The organism is Rhizobium sp. SRI_017, assembly GCF_057586295.1.
This window is the reverse complement of sequence record NZ_JBYCZP010000024.1, coordinates 57,388-75,544: the sequence shown is the minus strand read 5'-3', so window position 1 is coordinate 75,544 and position 18,157 is coordinate 57,388. Positions and strand designations below refer to the sequence as shown.

15 protein-coding genes are annotated in these 18,157 nt (G+C 61.1%); 5 read left to right on the top strand and 10 right to left on the bottom strand.

Annotation, left to right across the window (positions count from 1 at the left end; genetic code table 11):
- Window positions 1-36: 36 nt before the first annotated feature.
- Genes AC2YI2_RS31860 through AC2YI2_RS31820 form a run of 9 tightly spaced genes read right to left on the bottom strand, consistent with a single transcriptional unit; the run spans window position 37 to window position 10,891 of the window.
- A complete protein-coding gene (locus tag AC2YI2_RS31860; protein ID WP_487390556.1) occupies window positions 37-888 on the bottom strand; it encodes an HpcH/HpaI aldolase/citrate lyase family protein in 852 nt (283 codons plus the stop codon).
- Window positions 885-1,337 carry a MaoC family dehydratase gene (locus AC2YI2_RS31855; protein ID WP_487390555.1) on the bottom strand — a complete coding sequence of 151 codons (453 nt, stop codon included), beginning with the start codon at window positions 1,335-1,337 and terminating at the stop codon, window positions 885-887. The genes AC2YI2_RS31860 and AC2YI2_RS31855 overlap by 4 nt, the downstream gene beginning before the upstream one ends.
- Window positions 1,337-3,202, bottom strand: coding sequence for an acetyl/propionyl/methylcrotonyl-CoA carboxylase subunit alpha (locus AC2YI2_RS31850; RefSeq protein WP_487390554.1), 1,866 nt, complete (start codon window positions 3,200-3,202; stop codon window positions 1,337-1,339). The genes AC2YI2_RS31855 and AC2YI2_RS31850 overlap by 1 nt, the downstream gene beginning before the upstream one ends.
- A 13-nt stretch (window positions 3,203-3,215) precedes the next feature.
- Window positions 3,216-4,826 (bottom strand): carboxyl transferase domain-containing protein, encoded by a 1,611-nt coding sequence (locus tag AC2YI2_RS31845; protein ID WP_487390553.1) that lies wholly within the window; start codon window positions 4,824-4,826, stop codon window positions 3,216-3,218.
- Window positions 4,823-5,968 (bottom strand): isovaleryl-CoA dehydrogenase, encoded by a 1,146-nt coding sequence (locus AC2YI2_RS31840; protein WP_487390552.1) that lies wholly within the window; start codon window positions 5,966-5,968, stop codon window positions 4,823-4,825. The genes AC2YI2_RS31845 and AC2YI2_RS31840 overlap by 4 nt, the downstream gene beginning before the upstream one ends.
- Window positions 5,969-5,978: 10 nt before the next feature.
- The gene (gene lpdA, locus AC2YI2_RS31835; RefSeq protein ID WP_487390551.1) at window positions 5,979-7,376 is read right to left on the bottom strand and encodes a dihydrolipoyl dehydrogenase; all 1,398 of its coding nucleotides are present in this window, start codon (window positions 7,374-7,376) and stop codon (window positions 5,979-5,981) included.
- Window positions 7,373-8,644, bottom strand: coding sequence for a dihydrolipoamide acetyltransferase family protein (locus AC2YI2_RS31830; RefSeq protein ID WP_487390550.1), 1,272 nt, complete (start codon window positions 8,642-8,644; stop codon window positions 7,373-7,375). The genes lpdA and AC2YI2_RS31830 overlap by 4 nt, the downstream gene beginning before the upstream one ends.
- Window positions 8,641-9,660 carry an alpha-ketoacid dehydrogenase subunit beta gene (locus AC2YI2_RS31825; RefSeq protein WP_487390549.1) on the bottom strand — a complete coding sequence of 340 codons (1,020 nt, stop codon included), beginning with the start codon at window positions 9,658-9,660 and terminating at the stop codon, window positions 8,641-8,643. The genes AC2YI2_RS31830 and AC2YI2_RS31825 overlap by 4 nt, the downstream gene beginning before the upstream one ends.
- Before the next feature lies 1 nt (window position 9,661).
- The gene (locus tag AC2YI2_RS31820; protein WP_487390548.1) at window positions 9,662-10,891 is read right to left on the bottom strand and encodes a thiamine pyrophosphate-dependent enzyme; all 1,230 of its coding nucleotides are present in this window, start codon (window positions 10,889-10,891) and stop codon (window positions 9,662-9,664) included.
- A gap of 129 nt (window positions 10,892-11,020) precedes the next feature.
- Here AC2YI2_RS31820 and AC2YI2_RS31815 point away from each other — a divergent pair, with 129 nt between their 5' ends.
- Window positions 11,021-11,485 carry an Lrp/AsnC family transcriptional regulator gene (locus AC2YI2_RS31815; RefSeq protein ID WP_487390547.1) on the top strand — a complete coding sequence of 155 codons (465 nt, stop codon included), beginning with the start codon at window positions 11,021-11,023 and terminating at the stop codon, window positions 11,483-11,485.
- A gap of 37 nt (window positions 11,486-11,522) precedes the next feature.
- Here AC2YI2_RS31815 and AC2YI2_RS31810 read toward each other — a convergent pair whose 3' ends face one another.
- A complete protein-coding gene (locus AC2YI2_RS31810; RefSeq protein ID WP_487390546.1) occupies window positions 11,523-12,458 on the bottom strand; it encodes a LysR substrate-binding domain-containing protein in 936 nt (311 codons plus the stop codon).
- Window positions 12,459-12,551: 93 nt separating this feature from the next.
- On the opposite strand from AC2YI2_RS31810, the gene AC2YI2_RS31805 reads away from it, so the two are divergent.
- The 4 genes from AC2YI2_RS31805 (at window position 12,552) to AC2YI2_RS31790 (ending at window position 18,055) form a co-directional block, all read left to right on the top strand.
- Window positions 12,552-13,805, top strand: coding sequence for an aromatic ring-hydroxylating oxygenase subunit alpha (locus AC2YI2_RS31805; RefSeq protein ID WP_487390545.1), 1,254 nt, complete (start codon window positions 12,552-12,554; stop codon window positions 13,803-13,805).
- Window positions 13,806-13,850: 45 nt separating this feature from the next.
- Entirely contained in the window at window positions 13,851-14,879 is a 1,029-nt protein-coding gene (locus tag AC2YI2_RS31800) for a flavin reductase family protein (RefSeq protein WP_487390544.1), read from the top strand.
- 676 nt (window positions 14,880-15,555) lie between these two features.
- Entirely contained in the window at window positions 15,556-17,154 is a 1,599-nt protein-coding gene (locus AC2YI2_RS31795) for an ABC transporter substrate-binding protein (RefSeq protein ID WP_487390543.1), read from the top strand.
- A 112-nt stretch (window positions 17,155-17,266) separates the two neighbouring features.
- Complete coding sequence (locus tag AC2YI2_RS31790; protein WP_487390542.1) at window positions 17,267-18,055, top strand: aspartate/glutamate racemase family protein; 789 nt, start codon at window positions 17,267-17,269, stop codon at window positions 18,053-18,055.
- Window positions 18,056-18,157: the final 102 nt, after the last annotated feature.

The window sequence follows — 18,157 nt, the reverse complement described above, 5'->3', positions numbered from 1 at the left end:
CGAACGGAGCGAAGTGTCGGAGTCTTGAAATTCGTGTCAGCGACTCTTTCCCGCCGCCGACAAGATCGCCTTGGCTGATTTCAGGTGCGGCAGGTCTAGCATACGCCCGTCGAGGCTCACGACACCCGCACCGGGATTCGCCTCGAACGCGTCTACGACGGATTGGGCGCGCGCGATCTCGTCGTCGCTGGGGGTGAACGCAGCGTTGATGATCGGCACCTGATCAGGATGAATCGCCATCATTCCAGTGAATCCATCACGACGGCCGCGTTCCGCATAAGCCTTAAGACCGTCGAGGTCGCGCATGTCGGGGTAGACTGTTTCGATCGCCTCCACCGCGGCCGCGTGGGCCGCGAACAGGGCCAACGCTCTGACGACTTCGTACGGGGCGGTGTAACGGCCGTCAGACCCCCGAGAACTCGTGGCTCCGGTGGCCGCAGGAAGGTCTTCGGCTCCCCACGTCAAACCACAAAGGTGGCCGCGCACTTTTTCATACGTTCCGAGCTTGAAAATCGCCGCCGGCGTTTCGGTCGCGATCGGAAGGACGGAGGTCCGTTCGCAACCTATCGCGCGTAGACGGTCCACGAGGAGTTCGACCGCGTCCGCACCTTCGCATTTCGGAAGGACGATGCCGTCGGGGTTGGTCTTGCGCACGGCCAGAAGGTCCTGCCCGAGGTATTGCGACGTCAGCGGATTTATGCGCACAAACAGCCGACAGGTACGCCGGGGTTGACCGAAGGCGGCGATGGCGTCACGCGCCATGTCCTTGTTGACGTGGGCCACGGAATCCTCGAGGTCTATGATTATCGCGTCCGCGCCGGACGCCGCGGCCTTTTCGAACCGTTCCGGACGATCGCCGGGCACGAACAGCAGAGAGCGCAGGGTCATAGAGGCTTCCTCATCAGGAGCGCCGTCCGCAAGCACTCGCAAACTACTTCGTCTCTCTGGTTGATCGTCTTGTGCTTGAAGGTCAAAATGCCGCTCTGCGGACGCGATTTAGAGTCCCGCATTTCCACGACCTCGGTCTCGACATGCAGCGTGTCGCCGATGAAGACGGGCTTTGGCATCGTCACCTTGTCGTATCCCAAGTTCGCTACCAGCGTGCCCAGCGTCGTGTCGCCGACGGAGAGACCCACCATGAGCGCGAATGTGAACGTGCCGTTCACGACGATCCGTCCGAACTCGGTGGTCGCCGCGTACTCCGCGTCCAGATGCAGCGGCTGGGGATTGTGGGAGAGGGTTGTGAAGAGAAGGTTGTCCGTCTCGGTCACCGTTCTCCGGGTCTTGTGGAATAGGCGGTCGCCGACCTTCCACTCGTCGAAGTATCTGCCTGACATCAATCTTCTCCCGCCTTCACTGTCACGACGAGCTGCCCTTCGATGACTTTGCTTCCAATGGCCACCTTCACCGCCTCGACGACGCCATCGAACGGCGCTCTCAGCGTGTGCTCCATCTTCATGGCCTCGACGATGACCAAGCGGTCGCCTTTCGCCACCTTGCGGCCCGGTTCGACGTCGACGAGCGTTATCAACCCGGGCATCGGAGAGAGTATGGAACCGTCGCCTGCAGCCGACGAGGATTGCGCACCCTCCGTGGACGGGTGAAGGACTTCCCAGGCGTTTCCCCGATCGAAAAGCACGATCGCCCCCTCGATATTCTCGGACCTCGCGTTTCCATGATGCCCGCCGGGAGCCCACCTTGTCTTGCCACCGAGGCCGACCTTGGCTCGGGTGTCCGGCGCAGCCGCGATCCGGAAGCCGGGCAGGGAGTTCCAAGGGTCGTTGCCGCTTGGATTGCGAAGCGCCGAGGCCGCGAGATCGACGGTCCGGTCGTCGGCGTCTTTCATGACCAACCGCGCGTCCTGGCGCTCAAGGAAGCCGGTGTCGACCGCTCCGGCCACAAACTCGGGGTGCGAAGCGATCATCGCCAACAGGTTCGCGTTCGACTTCACGGGCCAGATTTCGACTTGCTCGCACGCCGCCGACAAATGCTTGAGCGCTGTTTCACGATCGTCCGCATGCGCAATAAGTTTGGCGATCATCGGATCGTAGAAGGACGTGATCTCGTCGCCTTCTCTCACGCCGCTGTCGACACGAATGCCGGACGGGAGACGGAGATGCGCGAGCGTGCCAGTCGACGGTAGATAGCCGACGGCAGGATTCTCGGCGTAGAGTCTTCCTTCGACGGCCCAACCAGCGATCCGGAGTTCGTCCTGTTTCTTCGGGAGACGTCCGCCTGCCGCGACCTCGAGCTGCCACCGGACGAGGTCTTGTCCGGTAATGGCCTCGGTCACCGGATGCTCGACCTGGAGCCGGGTGTTCATTTCCATGAACCAGATACGGTCAGCCCTCAGGCCTTCGGAGGAGTCCGCGATAAACTCGATGGTGCCCGCACCGACATACGACACCGCCTTGGCCGCTTTCACCGCGGCTTCGCAAATCGCGCGTCGGGTCTCCTCATCCATGCCCGGTGCCGGGGCCTCCTCGATCACCTTCTGATGACGTCGCTGGACCGAGCAGTCGCGTTCGAAGAGATGAACGCAATCGCCGTGCATGTCCGCGAAGACCTGGACTTCGATATGGCGCGGATTGAGAATGTATTTCTCGATCAGCACATGATCGTCACCAAACGACGCTTGGGCTTCGCGACGGCACGAATCGAGAGCCTCGACAAACTGGTCGGCCGCCTCGACGCGGCGCATGCCTTTGCCGCCACCGCCCGCCACCGCCTTGATGAGGACCGGATAACCGATCTGGTCAGCTTCCCGCTTGAGACGGTCGGGCGATTGGTCGTCGCCCATGTAACCAGGGGTCACGGGGACTCCGGCCTCGATCATAAGCTTCTTGGCGGCATCCTTCAGGCCCATTGCTCGGATGGAATGCGCGGGCGCGCCAATCCAGACTATGCCAGCTGCCTCGACGGCTTCGGCGAATTCGGCGTTCTCGGAGAGGAAGCCGTATCCTGGATGGATCGCGGAGGCGCGGGTCTTGATGGCGGCCGCGATGATCTTGTCCTGCCGGAGATAGCTTTCGCGCGCCGGGGAGGGACCGATAAGGACGGCTTCGTCGGCTTCCGTCACAAAGGGGAGCCCCGCGTCGGCTTCTGAATACACAGCGATTGTGCGGATGCCCATCGCGTGGGCCGTCCGGATGATACGTCGGGCAATCTCGCCTCTGTTGGCTATGAGAACACTTTCGAGCATGGACGGTCTCGCATTACATTCTGAAGACGCCGAAGCGCGGGCTGTGTGGGATCGGCGCGTTCAGTGCCGACGAGAAGGCGAGGCCGAGAACGTCGCGGGTCTGTGCAGGGTCGATGATCCCATCGTCCCAAAGCCTCGCCGTCGCGAAATAGGGATTTCCCTCGGTTTCGTACTTGTCCTTGATCGGGGACTTGAACACCTCTTCGTCCTCGGCAGCCCAGCTTTCACCCTTGGCCTCCATGCCGTCGCGCTTGATGGTCGCGAGCACCGAGGCGGCCTGCTCGCCACCCATGACGCTGATGCGGCTGTTGGGCCACGTGAAGAGGAACCGCGGGCGATATGCCCGGCCGCACATTCCGTAGTTTCCGGCCCCGAAACTGCCGCCGATGAGCACGGTGACCTTGGGCACGCTGGCCGTGGCGACGGCCGTCACCAGCTTCGCGCCGTCCTTCGCGATTCCCCCAGCCTCGTACTTTCCGCCAACCATGAAGCCGGAGATGTTCTGGAGGAAGAGGAGAGGCACCCGCCGCTGGCAGGCGAGTTCGATGAAATGCGCGCCTTTCTGGGCGCTTTCCGAGAAGAGCACGCCGTTGTTGGCCAGGATCGCCACCGGAATGCCCCAGATATGGGCGAACCCGCACACCAGCGTCGTTCCGTAAAGTGGCTTGAATTCGTGCATCTCCGAGCCATCGACGACTCGGGCGATGATCTCGCGAACGTCGTAGGGCGATCTAACATCGGGTGGAATGACCCCGTAGATTTCCGCCGGATCGAGGAGAGGCGGTCTAGGGGCCGTCAGTTCCATGTCGGGCGACTTCACCTTGTTCAAGGTCTTCACGATGTCACGGACGATCATCAGCGCGTGTTCGTCGTTCTCGGCCACGTGGTCGACGACTCCAGACCTGCGCCCATGCGTCTCCGCGCCCCCGAGTTCTTCGGCAGTGATGATTTCCCCGGTGGCCGCTTTCACAAGTGGCGGCCCGGCGAGAAAGATGGTTCCTTGGTTGCGCACGATGACGCTCTCGTCCGACATGGCCGGAACGTAGGCTCCGCCCGCCGTGCAGCTTCCCATGACGCAGGCGATCTGGGGGATGCCTTGGGACGACATCTGCGCCTGGTTGAAGAAGATCGCCCCGAAATGGTCCCGGTCCGGAAAGACCTCGGCCTGATGGGGAAGGTTCGCGCCGCCGCTGTCCACGAGGTAGATGCACGGCAAATGGTTCTGCAGCGCGATCTCCTGTGCCCGCAGGTGCTTCTTCACGGTCATCGGAAAGTACGCGCCGCCTTTGACGGTGGCGTCGTTGGCGACGATCATGACCTCCCGGCCGGAAACTCTGCCGATCCCCGTGACCACGCCCGCACTGGGCGCTTCGCCGTCGTACATTCCGTTTGCGGCCAGCGGCGCGACCTCAAGAAACGGGCTGCCGATGTCGAGAAGCGCCTGGATGCGGTCCCTCGCAAGTATCTTTCCTTTCGCGACATGTCTGGCGGCGGCCTTCTCGCCGCCACCGCTCCGTGCGACGGCGACACGCTCATTCAGGTCCGCGACGAGCGAACGGTTCAGGTCGTTGTTGGCGGCGAATTTCTTGTCCGTGGTGTCGATGGCAGTGCGGATGATACTCATTGGCCGAAGAGCTCCCGGCCGATCAGGAACCTGCGAATTTCGTTCGTGCCGGCTCCGATGTCGTAAAGCTTTGCGTCGCGGACATAGCGCTCGACGGGCCACTCTTTCGTGTATCCCGCGCCCCCAAGGGCCTGGACGGCTTCCATGGACACTGTGACGGCGTTCTGGCTTGCGAGCAGGATCGCCGAGGCGGCGTCGGCGCGGGTCGTGCGGCCTTCGTCGCATGCCTTGGCGACGGAGTAGACATAGGCCCGGGCCGAGTTCATGGCGACGTACATATCGGCGACCTTTCCCTGCATCAGCTGGAATTCGCCGATGGGCTTGCCGAACTGTTTCCTGTCGCGGACGTAGGGCAGGACGACGTCCAGGCAGGCCTGCATGATTCCGAGCGGCCCTCCCGCGAGAACAGTGCGCTCGTAGTCCAATCCCGACATCAGGATTTTGACACCTTCACCTTCTTTGCCCATGAGGTTTTCGGCGGGGACTTCGCAATTCTGAAATACGAGTTCGGCGGTGTCGCTGCCGCGCATCCCCATCTTCTCAAGCTTTTTCGAGACGGAGAAGCCCGCCATGCCCTTCTCGACAAGAAATGCCGAGATACCCTTGGGTCCTGCCTCGGGAGCGGTCTTCGCATAGACCACAAGCACGTCGGCGTGCGGCGCGTTCGTAATCCAGAACTTGGTGCCATCGAGAACGTATCTGTCGCCTTTCCTGGTCGCCTTGAGGCGCATGGAGACGACATCCGAACCCGAGCCCGTTTCGGACATCGCCAGCGCGCCGACATGTTCGCCGCTGACGAGCTTCGGTAGATATCTGCGCTTTTGCTCAGGTGTCGCCCAGCGTCGTATCTGGTTGATGCAGAGGTTCGAATGCGCGCCGTAGCTTAGACCCACCGACGCGGACGCGCGGGAGATTTCCTCCATGGCGATGACGTGTGCCAGGTAGCCAAGACCGGAGCCGCCGAATTCCTCTTCGACGGTGATGCCGTGAAGGCCGAGCGCCCCGAGTTCCGGCCAGAGCTGGCGCGGGAACGTGTTGGAGGCGTCGACCTCGGCCGCGATGGGAGCGATGCGGTCGGCCGAAAACTTGGCGGTTGTCTCCCTGATCGCGTCTGCGGTGTCGCCCAATGAGAAATCGAACATGGTAGCTCCGTCAAATATGGATCGCGTGGCCAAGGCCCTTGAGCGAGGCTTCATGGAAGGCTTCGCCAAGGGTCGGGTGGGCGTGGATGATTGAACCGATGTCGTTGAGCGACGCCTGCATCTCGATCGCCTGGGTGAAGGAGGACGCCAACTCGGAGATGTGGACCCCGGCTGCTTGAACTCCGACGATCCGTTTGGTGGAGCGGTCCGACACCACGCGGACGAATCCGTCGCAGTCGCCGCCTTCCATGGAAAGCGCCCGTCCGTTCGCGGCGAACGGGAAAATTGAAACCACCGCGTCCTCAGCGCCTGCATCCGAAGGCGACACCCCGACACTCACGATTTCTGGGTCGGTAAAGCACACTGCTGGAATGGCGAGCGGGGCGAACCTGCGCCGTTTGCCAGCGATGATCTCCGCGACCATTTCGCCTTGGGCCGAGGCCTTGTGCGCCAGCATGGGTTCGCCGACAAGGTCCCCGATCGCCCAGACGTTCTTCATTGACGTCGAGCATTGTTCATCGACAGAGACGAAACGGCCGTCGCGGTTAAGCGCCATGTTCTCGATGCCCCAACCTTCTACGAGAGGCTTGCGTCCGACGGCGACTAAAACCTTGTCAGCCGGAAGTTCGGAAACTGCGCCCTCGGAGTCTTGGACGAGGAGGGCGGTGCCGTCGGCATTCATTCCCTTCGCGGCGGAATTCAGATGGACGTCGACGCCGTTGTTGCGAAGCCACTTGTCGACGGGAGCGGAAAGCGCCTCGTCATAGAGGGGCAGAACCTTTCCGAGTTGCTCGACGATCGAAACCCGCGATCCCAACTTGCGAAGGGCGGTGCCGAGTTCCAGTCCGATGTAGCCGGCGCCGACCACGACGAGGTTCCGTGGAAGCTCGGTCGAACCCAGAAGGCCTTCGGACGAGACGACGTTTCCGCCGAAGGGCAGGGACGGTATCTCGACGGGTGTCGATCCGGTGGCGAGGATCACGTGCTCCGCCCGGATAGTGACGGGTTCGCCTTCGCTCCGTACGGTGCAGGTCTTCCCGTCACTGAAATTGGCCCAGCCTTTGACGACGCGAACCTTGGCCTTCCGGAGAAGTGTCGAGACCCCGGCGTTCAATTTGCCGACGATGCCGTCCTTCCAATGGATGGTCTGGCCAAGGTCGAGTTCCGGAGCGGCCTGGAGGCGGATGCCGAGGGCCCCGCCTTCAAAAGCTCGGGAGACCGTCCGAAATTCATCCGCTGCGTGAATGAGCGCTTTGGAAGGAATGCATCCTCGGATCAAGCAGGTGCCGCCGAGACGATCGCCCTCGACGAGAATCGTCTTCAGCCCCAGCTGTCCGCAGCGTATCGCGGCTACATAGCCGCCGGGACCACCGCCCACGACGAGAACTTTCGTGGTGATTTCGCTCATTTCTTCCTCGCGACGAAAAGCAGGGACGGATGCTCGATAAGGCGCTTGACCGCCTGGATGAAGCGGGCGGCATCGTATCCATCGACGATCCTGTGGTCGAAGGACGAGGAGACGTTCATGATCTTGCGGATAACGATCTGCCCGTCGAGCACGACGGGACGTTCCACCAGCTTGTTGGGGCCGATAATCGCGACCTCGGGATGGTTGATGATGGGAGTGGCCGAGATACCGCCCAGCGTCCCCAGGCTCGTGAGAGTGATTGTGGAACCGGACAGCTCTTCCCGCTTGGCCGTGCCGTCGCGGGCCGCCGCCGTCACCCGTGCGAGTTCGCTGGCGCAGTCCCAGATATCGAGACGCTCGGCGTGCCGGATCACCGGAACGATCAGCCCGCCCGGAGTCTGCGCCGCAATGCCAACGTGAACGCCGCGGTAGAGCCGCAGAACACCGTTGGCATCATCATACCGGGCGTTCACGTTCGGGAATTCCGGCACGAGCATCACGACGGCCCTGATGAAGAAGGGCAGCAGCGTGAGTTTGGGTTCCTTCTCAGACCGCGTGGCGTTCAGCTCGGCGCGCAGGGCCTCGAGCTCTGTCAGATCGAATTCCTCCACATAGCCGAAATGCGGAATCTGCCGTTTTGACTCCTGCATTTTCTCGGCGATGCGTCGACGGAGGCCGACGATCTTCCGATCGGTAACTTCGTCTTCGAATTCGACCGTCGGCGACGCGGCCGGCGCGGCGAGCGGCCGATCGAGGTCGTCAAGGAGGACGCGACCGTCCGGGCCTGTTCCCGGCACGAACTGAAGAGGAATACCTCGTTCGAACGCCGCCTTACGCACCGCAGGAGAGGCCAGAATGATGGATCGATCCGATTGGGGAGGCGCAGGACTCTGAGCCTGACTCTTCGGCTCCGCGGTAGAAGGCGCGACGACGACCACAGGTTCCGCAACCGATGACGGGGTGCCGACAGGTTCAGTCCGCGCGACAGGGTCTTCCATGGGAACGGGGGGCTGTTCTCCGCCCTCCTCACCTTCGAGACGGAGTTCGACGAGCACCGAGCCGATCGGAAGCATCTCGCCGACCGCGCCATGAATCGCGATGACGGTTCCAGTGACGGGAGACGTCATCTCCACGGTTGCCTTGTCCGTCATCACGTCGACGAGGAGCTGATCCTCCTTCACGAAGTCTCCGGGCGCGACATACCAGTTGCCGATCTCGGCTTCCGCTGTTCCTTCTCCAATGTCCGGAAGTCTGAAGCGGAAGGTCATGGCTTGGCCTCCATGCAGCGTCGTATCGCGGTTTCAACCCGCTGTGGTCCGGGGAAGTAGTCCCACTCGAATGCATGTGGATAAGGCGTGTCCCATCCGGTGACGCGTTCGATCGGGGCCTGGAGGTAGTAGAAGCATTCCTCCTGAACCAGCGCCGACAATTCGCCGCCGAAGCCGCCATAGCGGGAAGCCTCGTGCACGACGATGCAGCGTCCGGTCTTCTTGACCGAAGAGACGATCGTTTCAAGGTCCAGCGGCACGATGCTCCTGAGGTCTATGACCTCGACATCGACGTCGGTGTCTGCGACGGCCGCGAGCGCGACATGCACCATGGTGCCGTAGGCCAAAAGCGTCACGGCTTTGCCCGGACGCACGACGGCCGCCTTGCCGAGCGGCACCGTGTAATGGCCCTCCGGCACGTCGCTGGCAGAGTGCTTCGACCACGGCTCCAGCGGCACACCTTGCCTGCCGTTGAAAGGACCGTTGTAGATGCGCTTGGGCTCAAGGAAGATGACCGGATCGTCGTCCTCGATGGAGCTGATCAGCAGACCCTTTGCGTCGTACGGGTTGGACGGGATCACCGTTTTGAGACCCGTGATATGGGCGAAGATCGCCTCTGGGCTGGCGCTGTGCGTTTGGCCGCCGAAGATGCCGCCGCCGTAGGGGGACCTCACTGTGATCGGCGCCCAGAAATCGCCGCCAGACCGATACCTGAGCCGGGCCGCTTCCGAAACAAGCTGGTCGTAGGCGGGCAAGATGTAGTCTGCGAACTGGATTTCAGCGACGGGACGAAGGCCGTATGCGCCCATTCCGATCGCAGTCGCGATTATGCCACCTTCGGAAATCGGCGTGTCGAAACACCGCTTCGCGCCATGCTTCGCCATCAGGCCGTCCGTCGCGCGGAAGACGCCGCCGAAATATCCGACGTCCTCGCCGAAGACCAACACCTTCGGGTCGCGCTCCAGCATGACGTCCATCGCGGAATTGATGGCTTGGATCATATTCATCGTCGTCATCTCAGACCCCAAGCTCCTGCCGCTGCCGAATGAGACGCCAATCCGGCTCCTTGTAGACGCATTCGAACATCTCCTTGACGCTCGGCTTCGAAGTGCCGAGGGTGCCCACAGCTTCGCCAGCCTTTGCGGCAGTCCTCACGAGTTCTTCGCACTCCGTCACGACAGCGGCATGGTCGCCATCTGACCAAATCCCGAGCGAAGTCATATGAAGCTTCAGTCGATCGACCGGATCACCCAGTGGCCAATGGTTGGGTTCGTCAGCCGGACGGTATTTGGTCGGGTCGTCGCTGGTCGAATGTCCCGAGGCACGGTAGGTGACGAACTCGATGAGCGTGGCGCCGAGGTTCTGACGCGCGCGGTCGGCCGCCCACGAGGTGGCGGCGTAGACGGCCAGGAAGTCATTGCCGTCAACACGCAAGCCTGGGATGCCATAGCCAAGTGCGCGCGCTGCGAAAGTCGTCTGCTGGCCGCCCGCCGTTCCCTGGAAGGTCGAGATGGCCCACTGGTTGTTCGTGACCGCGAGGATGACCGGAGCGTGATAGACGGCCGCGAAGGTCAGCGCCTCGTGGAAATCGCCCTCGGCGGTCGTCCCTTCGCCGATATAGGCGAGTGCAATCTTGTCGTCCTCCATGTAGGCGGAGGCCATGGCCCATCCGACGGCGTGGCCGAAGCGGCTTCCGACATTGCCGGACAGCGAATAGAAGCCGTAATCCTTGGCCGAATAGAGGATAGGCAGCTGCCTGCCCTTGAGCGGATCGGCGGCGTTCGAAAAAATCTGGTTCACAAGGTCGGTGAGGGGGTAGTTTCGCGCCATCAGGTAGCTGACCACCCGGTAGGTTGGAAAGCACATGTCGCCCGCACCAAGGACCATGGATGGGGCGGCTCCGAGCGCTTCCTCGCCCGTGGACTTCATGAAGAACGACGTCTTGCCTTGACGGTGCAGGCGGAACATTCGTTCGTCGAACGCCCGGGTAAGAATCATCGCGCGCATTCCGCGCTTCAACTCCGTTTCGTCCAACTTTGGGTCCCATTGACCGACCGCGTTCCCGGTGTCGTCAAGCACGCGGATCAAGCCGAAGGGCAAGTCTCGCATCTCGCGTTCGTTTTCGTCGACATCGGGACGGCGGGTCTCGCCCGCGGCCTGCAGATCGATATAGCTGAAATCGGGTTGGTCTCCCGGCCGTGCGAGAGGCTGGGGGATATGAAGCTTCAGGGAAGAGTTCTTGAGCATCTTGGGGTGTCCTCCTGCGCAACGATATTGCAACGAGAACGCCTGGTACGAAATTGCGTATTCATGCGTGAAAGTGTGGAAATTCGCGATCCAATCCTATAAAAAGGATCAAAAATAGGATGAGACTTGATGGATGGCATCGATCTTAGAATTCTTCGGGAACTTCAGGATAATCCGCAGATTCCAATGTCCGACCTCGCGGTTAAGGTGGGACTGTCACATACGCCGTGCTGGCGGCGTGTGAAGAAACTGGAGGCCGAGGGTGTGATCCGCGAGCGGGCCATCCTCCTGGATGCCGTCGCGCTCGGATTGCCTGTGGTCGTGTTCGCGAATATCAAGCTCAAGCAACACGATGAAGAAACGTTGGAAGCGCTGGAAGCCGCAGCGCGTGACCGTGACGAAATCACCGAATGCTATTCAATGAGCGGAGATGCCGATTACATCCTCCGGATCGTGGTCGGCAGTATCGAGGAGTACGAGGGACTCCTGAAAAAGGTTCTGCTGCATCTGCCGGGTGTGTCGGCGGTGCAATCGCACTTCGCCCTGAAATGCATCAAAAACACGACCAAGCTGCCGATACCCGTGCCCAGGTGACGATAGAAGGACAGAGAGTTAGCATGATGGCTTCGCGCTAGGAGCCGGAGCCGATCGTGTCGCTTTGCGCTTTCGCTTCCTGGACAAGCCACGTGATAAGTGATTTCTCGTCGGCTTGGCTCCCATGCGGATCGGCGACCACCAGATAGAAGTCCCCGCGCGGAACCAGCACTGGCCCCGGAAGACGCACAAGTCCGCCGCGCTCCTCGATGCCTCCTGTGAGGCCACTCCATACCAGTATGACACCTTGGTCCGCCGCCGCCGCCTGGATGGCATCCGCATACCGACTGAACGAGAGCGATGCCTTGATCGCGCGGATCGGCTTCCCGGCTGCCGAAAGCCAGTCGTTCCAGTCCGTCCAGGTTTCGTCGGGCGCGTCGTATTCGATAAGTGGCGATGCCAGCACGTCCTCAACCGATGTCATGCTGTCCCGCGTGGCGAGAAACCCGGGCGAGGCCATGGGAGCGATCTCGCTCTTGAACAGTCGAAACGATGCGCCGTCGTCCCATTTTCCGTCCCCGAACCGTATCACCATGTCGAGAGTGCCATCGTCCATCCGCAGCGGTTCGTCCTGCGAAACGACCCTGATGTGCAGGTCGGGGTGGGCCGTCCTGAAAGCGGGCAACCGCGGAAGGAGCCAGAAATGCGACATGGCCAAAGTGGCTCCGATGGTGACGGGCCTGCTTCGATCTGCCAACCGCAGTCGGGCGAGCGTGTCGCCAAGTGTCCCCAGGGTCGAACTCGCGACGTCGAACAGCTCTCTTCCCGCTTGAGTCAGGCGTACTTCCCTATGCAGGCGCTCGAACAACGCGCGGCCGAGGTCTTCCTCAAGGAGAGCGATTTGCTTGCTGACGGCGGCCTGGGTCACACCCAGCTCCCTGGCGGCCGTGGTGAAGTTTCGATGCCGTCCTGCGGCCTCGAAGGCGAAAAGCGCCGAAAGCGATTTGATGTGCCGTCGAGGAGTTGCTGACATGAGGAAAAGTTATCGTACTTTGGAATTTTTGTCGAGTTGTAAGAAGCCTGGAAATAGCGGAGGTTATTGCAAAGTCAAATGTGGGGTGCTGAAATGAATGTGCGCATCGATGGGTCGCTGAGAGGTCTGCTCGGAGAGAGAGGCGCGGGCTTCACATTGCCCGCAGCATACTACACCTCGCAAGCCGCCTTCGACGTCGATATCGAGGTCTTCTTCCGACGACATTGGATTTTAGCTGGTGTCGCCGCGGACATCGCGGAACCCGGCGACGTACGGACGGTCGAGATCGGAAAGACCTCAATCATTCTTCTTCGTGACGACGACGGCGAGATCAGAGGTTTCCACAATGTCTGCCGCCACCGGGGCGCTCGCCTTGTCAGCGAGGAAAAGACTTCAGTCGGCCGCCTCGTATGTCCGTATCATCAGTGGTCATATGATCTGACGGGCGAGCTCGTCCACGCCAACCAGATGGGCGCGGCCTTTGACAAATCCTGTTTCGGCCTGAAGCCCGTTCATGTGCGCAACATCGCCGGACTGCTGCTCATCTGCATCGCCGAAGACTGTCCGGACGACATCGCCGACTTTGAAGCGGCCATCGCGCCCCGGCTCGCCCGGCTCGATTTGGCGCACGCCAAGATCGCCCATGAGTCGACCATCATCGAGGATGGTAACTGGAAGCTCAGCGTCGACAACAATCGCGAATGCTATCATTGCGAGGGTTCGCACCCCGAGCTCTGCGAGACCCTCAATCACCTGGATGTGGGCTTTGACCCCGAGGAGATGTCCGAGGACCAGATGGCGGAGTGGGAAGAACATAAGGCCATAAGCCAGCGAGAGACTGCCCGGTGGGAGCGTGAAGGATTCCCTTCGGAACTTGTCGAAGAGATGACCGGCCGCGCCACGCTGTTCCGCTCCCAGCGTTTCGTGATCGCTGGAGCGGGCGAGGCACACACGCTCGATACCCTCGCGGCATCCAATAAGTTGTTGGGCGATCTCACCGACAAACGTTTGGGCGACCTTCATATGTGGACCCATAATTCCTGGCACCACTTCTTCGCCGACCACGCCGTGGTGAGCTATCTGGTGCCGCTTTCCCCGTCCACGACGCAGTTGAGGACTGTCTGGCTCGTGCACAAGGACGCGGTTGAGGGGAGGGACTACGATATCCAACGTCTGACCGAGGTGTGGACCGCGACCAACCAGCAGGACGCCGATCTCGTCGCGCTGGCGCACAATGGTGTTGAAACAACGGGTTACGTGCCAGGCCCCTTGTCCCCCTTCGTCGAACGCCTCGTCGATCTCAATCTCAACTGGTATGTCGAGCGCCTCCGGGCACATGGCTACTGATACCGCAAGGAGCCGGGTCTTCAGATGACGTTGACGGAGCGGAGCTTGGAAGCCGATGTCGAAGCGATGGCTATGGTTTGCGTCGCAGTGCGCGATGAAACCAGCGAAGCGAGGACCTTTGTCTTCAAGCGCTGCGATGGCGGGGAAGTCTCGTTTTCGGCTGGCCAGTTCCTCAATTTCACCTTCGACGTCAACGGAGGCGAAGAGTGTCGATCCTACAGCATTTCCTCTTCCTCCGCCCGTCGCGGGACCGTCGCCATCACCGTCAAACGCGTGGCGGGCGGAGTGGTCTCGAATTGGGCGTTTGAAAGCCTGCGGGTCGGCGGCAGGGTGATTGCAAGTGGCCCCACGGGTGGCTTCGTTTGCGACCCGCACCTTTCAGGCAAGATGCTGTTGCTGTCCGCGGGAAGCGGCATCACCCCCTTGGCTTCGATGATGCGTTCCATGGCCGACCATTGCATGGAAGTTGATGCCGTCTTCCTGCACTTCGCGCGCTCGCCGGAGGAAATGATCTTTCGTGACGAGTTGACGCATTGGGCGCGCCTGTTGCCCAACGCCCGGATCACGGTGGTCGCCACGAACCCGAGGTCCGGCTCTGGATGGGTCGGACCGACAGGGCGCATCGGCAGACCGATGCTTGACGCACTGGTTCCCGACTTGGCGAGCCGGATCGTTATGACCTGCGGGCCGGACGGCTTCATGTCCGCCGCCAAAGATCATTGCCTATCGCTCGGCGTCCGCGAGCGGAACTTCCATCAAGAGAACTTCGACCAGGTCGCGGTTGACGAAAGTCCCGTGGAGAAGGCCGCGAGCTCGTTCGAGATCGACTTTCAGAAAAGCGGGAAATCGACTCGCGGAAGCCCGGACGCAACCGTGCTCAAGGCGGCGCAGGCGGCGAAGGTGAGGATACAGACCTCGTGCGGGAAGGGAATCTGCGGCACTTGCCGCATCAAGATCGTATCCGGGACCGTTGAGATGAACCATGGAGGCGGAATCCGGCAGCGGGAAATCGACCAGGGCTACGCACTCGCATGTTGCAGCCGCCCGACCTCCGATCTTGTGATCGACAGATAGCGGTCATCGAAGGCCGCAAGGCGCCAAGAATGTCGGCGAGAGGCGGGACGCGGAAATTCGCCGTCGCGGCAGCCAGGCAGGTTCAGCCAACCACAGACGGGCAGATTTTCGGCCGCGCCAGTTGTCATCTTGCCTTCGTTGGACCTCATCCTGAGCACTCAGCGGCAGCGCCGGGCACCTCCGCGACCGACAGCGAAGCACTTAGGTATGCCTTCATCTCGCAAGCACGGTCGCGGCCATTCTGTCGCTCCCCCGAACAACACTCGGCGACCGTCAGTTGAAGCCTTTGACGTACACTTGTGTTGTAGATTATGCCTATTCAGGTCTTTCAGACATGTGGTGTCTTAGAATCTCCAAAATCCTTTGTATTTCAATTATATGAAGCACATTTTCGTTAGCTCGCAAACGTCTCATGTGTTGAGAAATGCGTCGCATTTCATTCAATAAACGACGTAGATTCCCGCTTATAGTCATCATACTAGACACAAGTGATTTTCTGCTATAAGTCTGCTGGCGAGAAGACTAAACGAGGATGTACGGCGGCAAAACCGCGCTGTGCGATCAAATTCAGGACTTAGGTGGATAGCCAATCGAGCGAGGTGGGCAGGCGGAGACGCTTGTCTGGGCGAGAGGCTGTGCGCGTAGCGAAACATGACCTCAACCATGGGAGACGAGAATGGCCAAATTTGATGAAGTTGATATGTCCCGCTCGCCGGGCGGTATCTTGACGCCCACGAGACGCGACATACTGCGTGCTGGCGGTGCGATTGCTCTGGGCGCGGCGGCTTCGCCTTTGCTCGGGTTCGGCGCCGCGTTCGCGCAGACGCCCAAGAAGGGCGGCACTCTGAGGATGGGCCTGGAGGGCGGGAACGCCTCGGACTCCCTCGATCCCACCACTTACAACGACTCGGTTCCGATCGTTCTCTCGCTTCTCATGATGAACGGTCTGGTCGAATACGACGCCGAGGGCAACCCGCAGGGTGAACTGCTCGAAAGCTGGGAGGCGAAATCCGGCGCGACCGAATGGGTGTTCGAGGTCAGGAAGGGTATCAAGTTCTCGAACGGCAAGACGCTAGATGCCGACGACATCATCTACTCCATCCAGCTCCACCGAACCGAGCAGAGCAAGTCGGCGGCGAAGGGGCAGCTCGTTGGCATCACAGAGATCAAGGCTCTGTCGCCGAACCAGGTCTACATCAAGCTCAATGAAGGCAACGCCGACCTTCCGGTGTTGCTCGGCGACTACCATCTTGTCGTGGTCCCCAATGGCCACAAGGATTGGGACAAGCCGATCGGGACGGGGGCCTATGTTCTCGAGAGTTTCGAACCCGGTGTGCGCGCCTATTTCACCTCAAGGGGCGACTATTGGAAGAGCGGCAGAGGCAATTTCGAAGCTGTCGAGGTTCTCTACATCACAGACCCGGCGGCCCGTATCTCGGCCCTCCAGAGCGGGCAGATCGACGTTGCCAACCGCCTCGATCCGCGCACCGCAAAGGAGCTGATGAAGAACAAGGCGGTGAACGTTGTTAGAACCCAGGGAACAGGATTCCGCTACGTGTTCGTGGCCCGGGTCACCCAGAAGCCAATGGACAACAAGGACCTCGTGCTCGCGCTCAAATACGGCATCGACCGCGAGATGATCTGCAAGAACGTCTACAGCGGCTTCGCGACCCCGGGCAACGACACCTTGATGGACGCCGCGAGCCCGTACTACAACACGGACATGCCGCAGCGCGCCTTCGATCCCGAAAAGGCCGCCTTCCATTGGAAGAAGGCCGGGATGGGCGCGAACACTTCCGTCGACCTGATCGTTTCCGATGGCGCTTGGTCGTCTTCCGTCGATTGCGGGCAGGTCTACCAGCAGAACATGGAAAAGGCCGGGCTAAAGCTCAACGTGAACCGGGTGGCAGGGGACGGCTATTGGAGTGATACGTGGTTGAAGGTGCCGTTCTGCGCCGTTATCTGGGCGCGCCGCATGTCCCCCGATCAGATTTTCCAGACGTCTTTCGGCGGCCAGTCCGACTATAACGACTCCGACTGGCGGAACCCCGATTTCGACAAGCTGCTGTCACAGGCACGAATCGAACTCGACCCGGGCGCGCGCAAGGCGATCTACGACGAGTGCCAGCTCATGATCTCCGAAGACGCGGGGCATGTTCATTTCGCGACGGCCGACTTCCTCGACGGCTATTCGACAAAGGTCCAGGGCGTGCAGACCCATAGCCGTTTCGACATGGACGATTGCCGTGTCGCCGAGAAGGCCTGGTTCGTCTGAGATCGGTCAACAGGCGTGACGCGAGCGGCGGACGCGCCACGCCGGAAGGCGACTGCACATCGCGGTCGCCTTCCGAAGCCGACGCTCCATGCAATCATGTCATGAGGAACGCATGATCTACGGCAACCGCGACTTCGGCGTCCGCACTATCAGCGCCCGCAAGAACCACTCCTGCTACGGCATGGGTCTCGGCATCATGATCCTCGACGAGGTCTATCCAGGGTTCCCCGGCGACGTTCGGAACGCGAGCGCGTATCCTTTCCCGATCCAATATCAGGTCATCGACGGCGTCGACATCCCCAAGCTCGTTTTCGCCGAGGACAAATCACCCTGCCTCGAGCCGATTCTCGCTGCGGCCAGGGCGTTGCAGAAGATGGGGTGCAGGGCTATCGCCGCCGAGTGCGGCTATTTCGCATACTTCCAGAGAGAGGTCGCCGCCCACGTCGACATCCCCGTATTCATGTCAAGCCTGCTACAGGTTCCCTTCATCCAGCGGCTGATCTCGCCGCGCAGGAAGGTCGGCATCGTGTGCGGGGTCCGCTCCCAACTGTCCGACGAACATCTGCGCAATGTCGGCATCGAGCCTTCGAGCAACATAGTGGTGGCTGGAGCGGTCGACGACTACTCGACCCCCGAATTCGAGAGTCTCTGGATTTCGGGGAAACGCCCTGCGGTGCCGACGGCGAATTTCGAACGCGCCGAGCGGGACATGGTCGCGCTCTGCAAGGATTTCGTCTCCCGCAACCCGGACATCGGAGCGTTGATGTTCGAATGCACCGGATTCCAGCCGTTTGCGAGGGCGGTGCAGCGTGAAGTCGATCTCCCGGTCTTCACGTGGTCGACCTTGCTGGACTACGCATATTCGGTCGTGAACCATCGCGAGCATTACGGCCACGTGTAGCGGCCGTATCGGCGGATCGGCCTCGCTGCCGCTCACGAAACCGTGGACGGCTTAGCTTTTCTGACAATACGCGGCAGCGCGTCAATCGGACCTCGATGCCCG

Excerpts from the sequence above, each read along its gene's own strand:
- AC2YI2_RS31860 (WP_487390556.1), bottom strand. The coding sequence starts at position 888 with ATGACCCTGCGCTCTCTGCTGTTCGTGCCCGGCGATCGTCCGGAACGG.
- AC2YI2_RS31855 (WP_487390555.1), bottom strand. The coding sequence starts at position 1,337 with ATGTCAGGCAGATACTTCGACGAGTGGAAGGTCGGCGACCGCCTATTC.
- AC2YI2_RS31850 (WP_487390554.1), bottom strand. The coding sequence starts at position 3,202 with ATGCTCGAAAGTGTTCTCATAGCCAACAGAGGCGAGATTGCCCGACGT.
- AC2YI2_RS31845 (WP_487390553.1), bottom strand. The coding sequence starts at position 4,826 with ATGAGTATCATCCGCACTGCCATCGACACCACGGACAAGAAATTCGCC.
- AC2YI2_RS31840 (WP_487390552.1), bottom strand. The coding sequence starts at position 5,968 with ATGTTCGATTTCTCATTGGGCGACACCGCAGACGCGATCAGGGAGACA.
- lpdA (WP_487390551.1), bottom strand. The coding sequence starts at position 7,376 with ATGAGCGAAATCACCACGAAAGTTCTCGTCGTGGGCGGTGGTCCCGGC.
- AC2YI2_RS31830 (WP_487390550.1), bottom strand. The coding sequence starts at position 8,644 with ATGACCTTCCGCTTCAGACTTCCGGACATTGGAGAAGGAACAGCGGAA.
- AC2YI2_RS31825 (WP_487390549.1), bottom strand. The coding sequence starts at position 9,660 with ATGACGACGATGAATATGATCCAAGCCATCAATTCCGCGATGGACGTC.
- AC2YI2_RS31820 (WP_487390548.1), bottom strand. The coding sequence starts at position 10,891 with ATGCTCAAGAACTCTTCCCTGAAGCTTCATATCCCCCAGCCTCTCGCA.
- AC2YI2_RS31815 (WP_487390547.1), top strand. The coding sequence starts at position 11,021 with ATGGATGGCATCGATCTTAGAATTCTTCGGGAACTTCAGGATAATCCG.
- AC2YI2_RS31810 (WP_487390546.1), bottom strand. The coding sequence starts at position 12,458 with ATGTCAGCAACTCCTCGACGGCACATCAAATCGCTTTCGGCGCTTTTC.
- AC2YI2_RS31805 (WP_487390545.1), top strand. The coding sequence starts at position 12,552 with ATGAATGTGCGCATCGATGGGTCGCTGAGAGGTCTGCTCGGAGAGAGA.
- AC2YI2_RS31795 (WP_487390543.1), top strand. The coding sequence starts at position 15,556 with ATGGCCAAATTTGATGAAGTTGATATGTCCCGCTCGCCGGGCGGTATC.
- AC2YI2_RS31790 (WP_487390542.1), top strand. The coding sequence starts at position 17,267 with ATGATCTACGGCAACCGCGACTTCGGCGTCCGCACTATCAGCGCCCGC.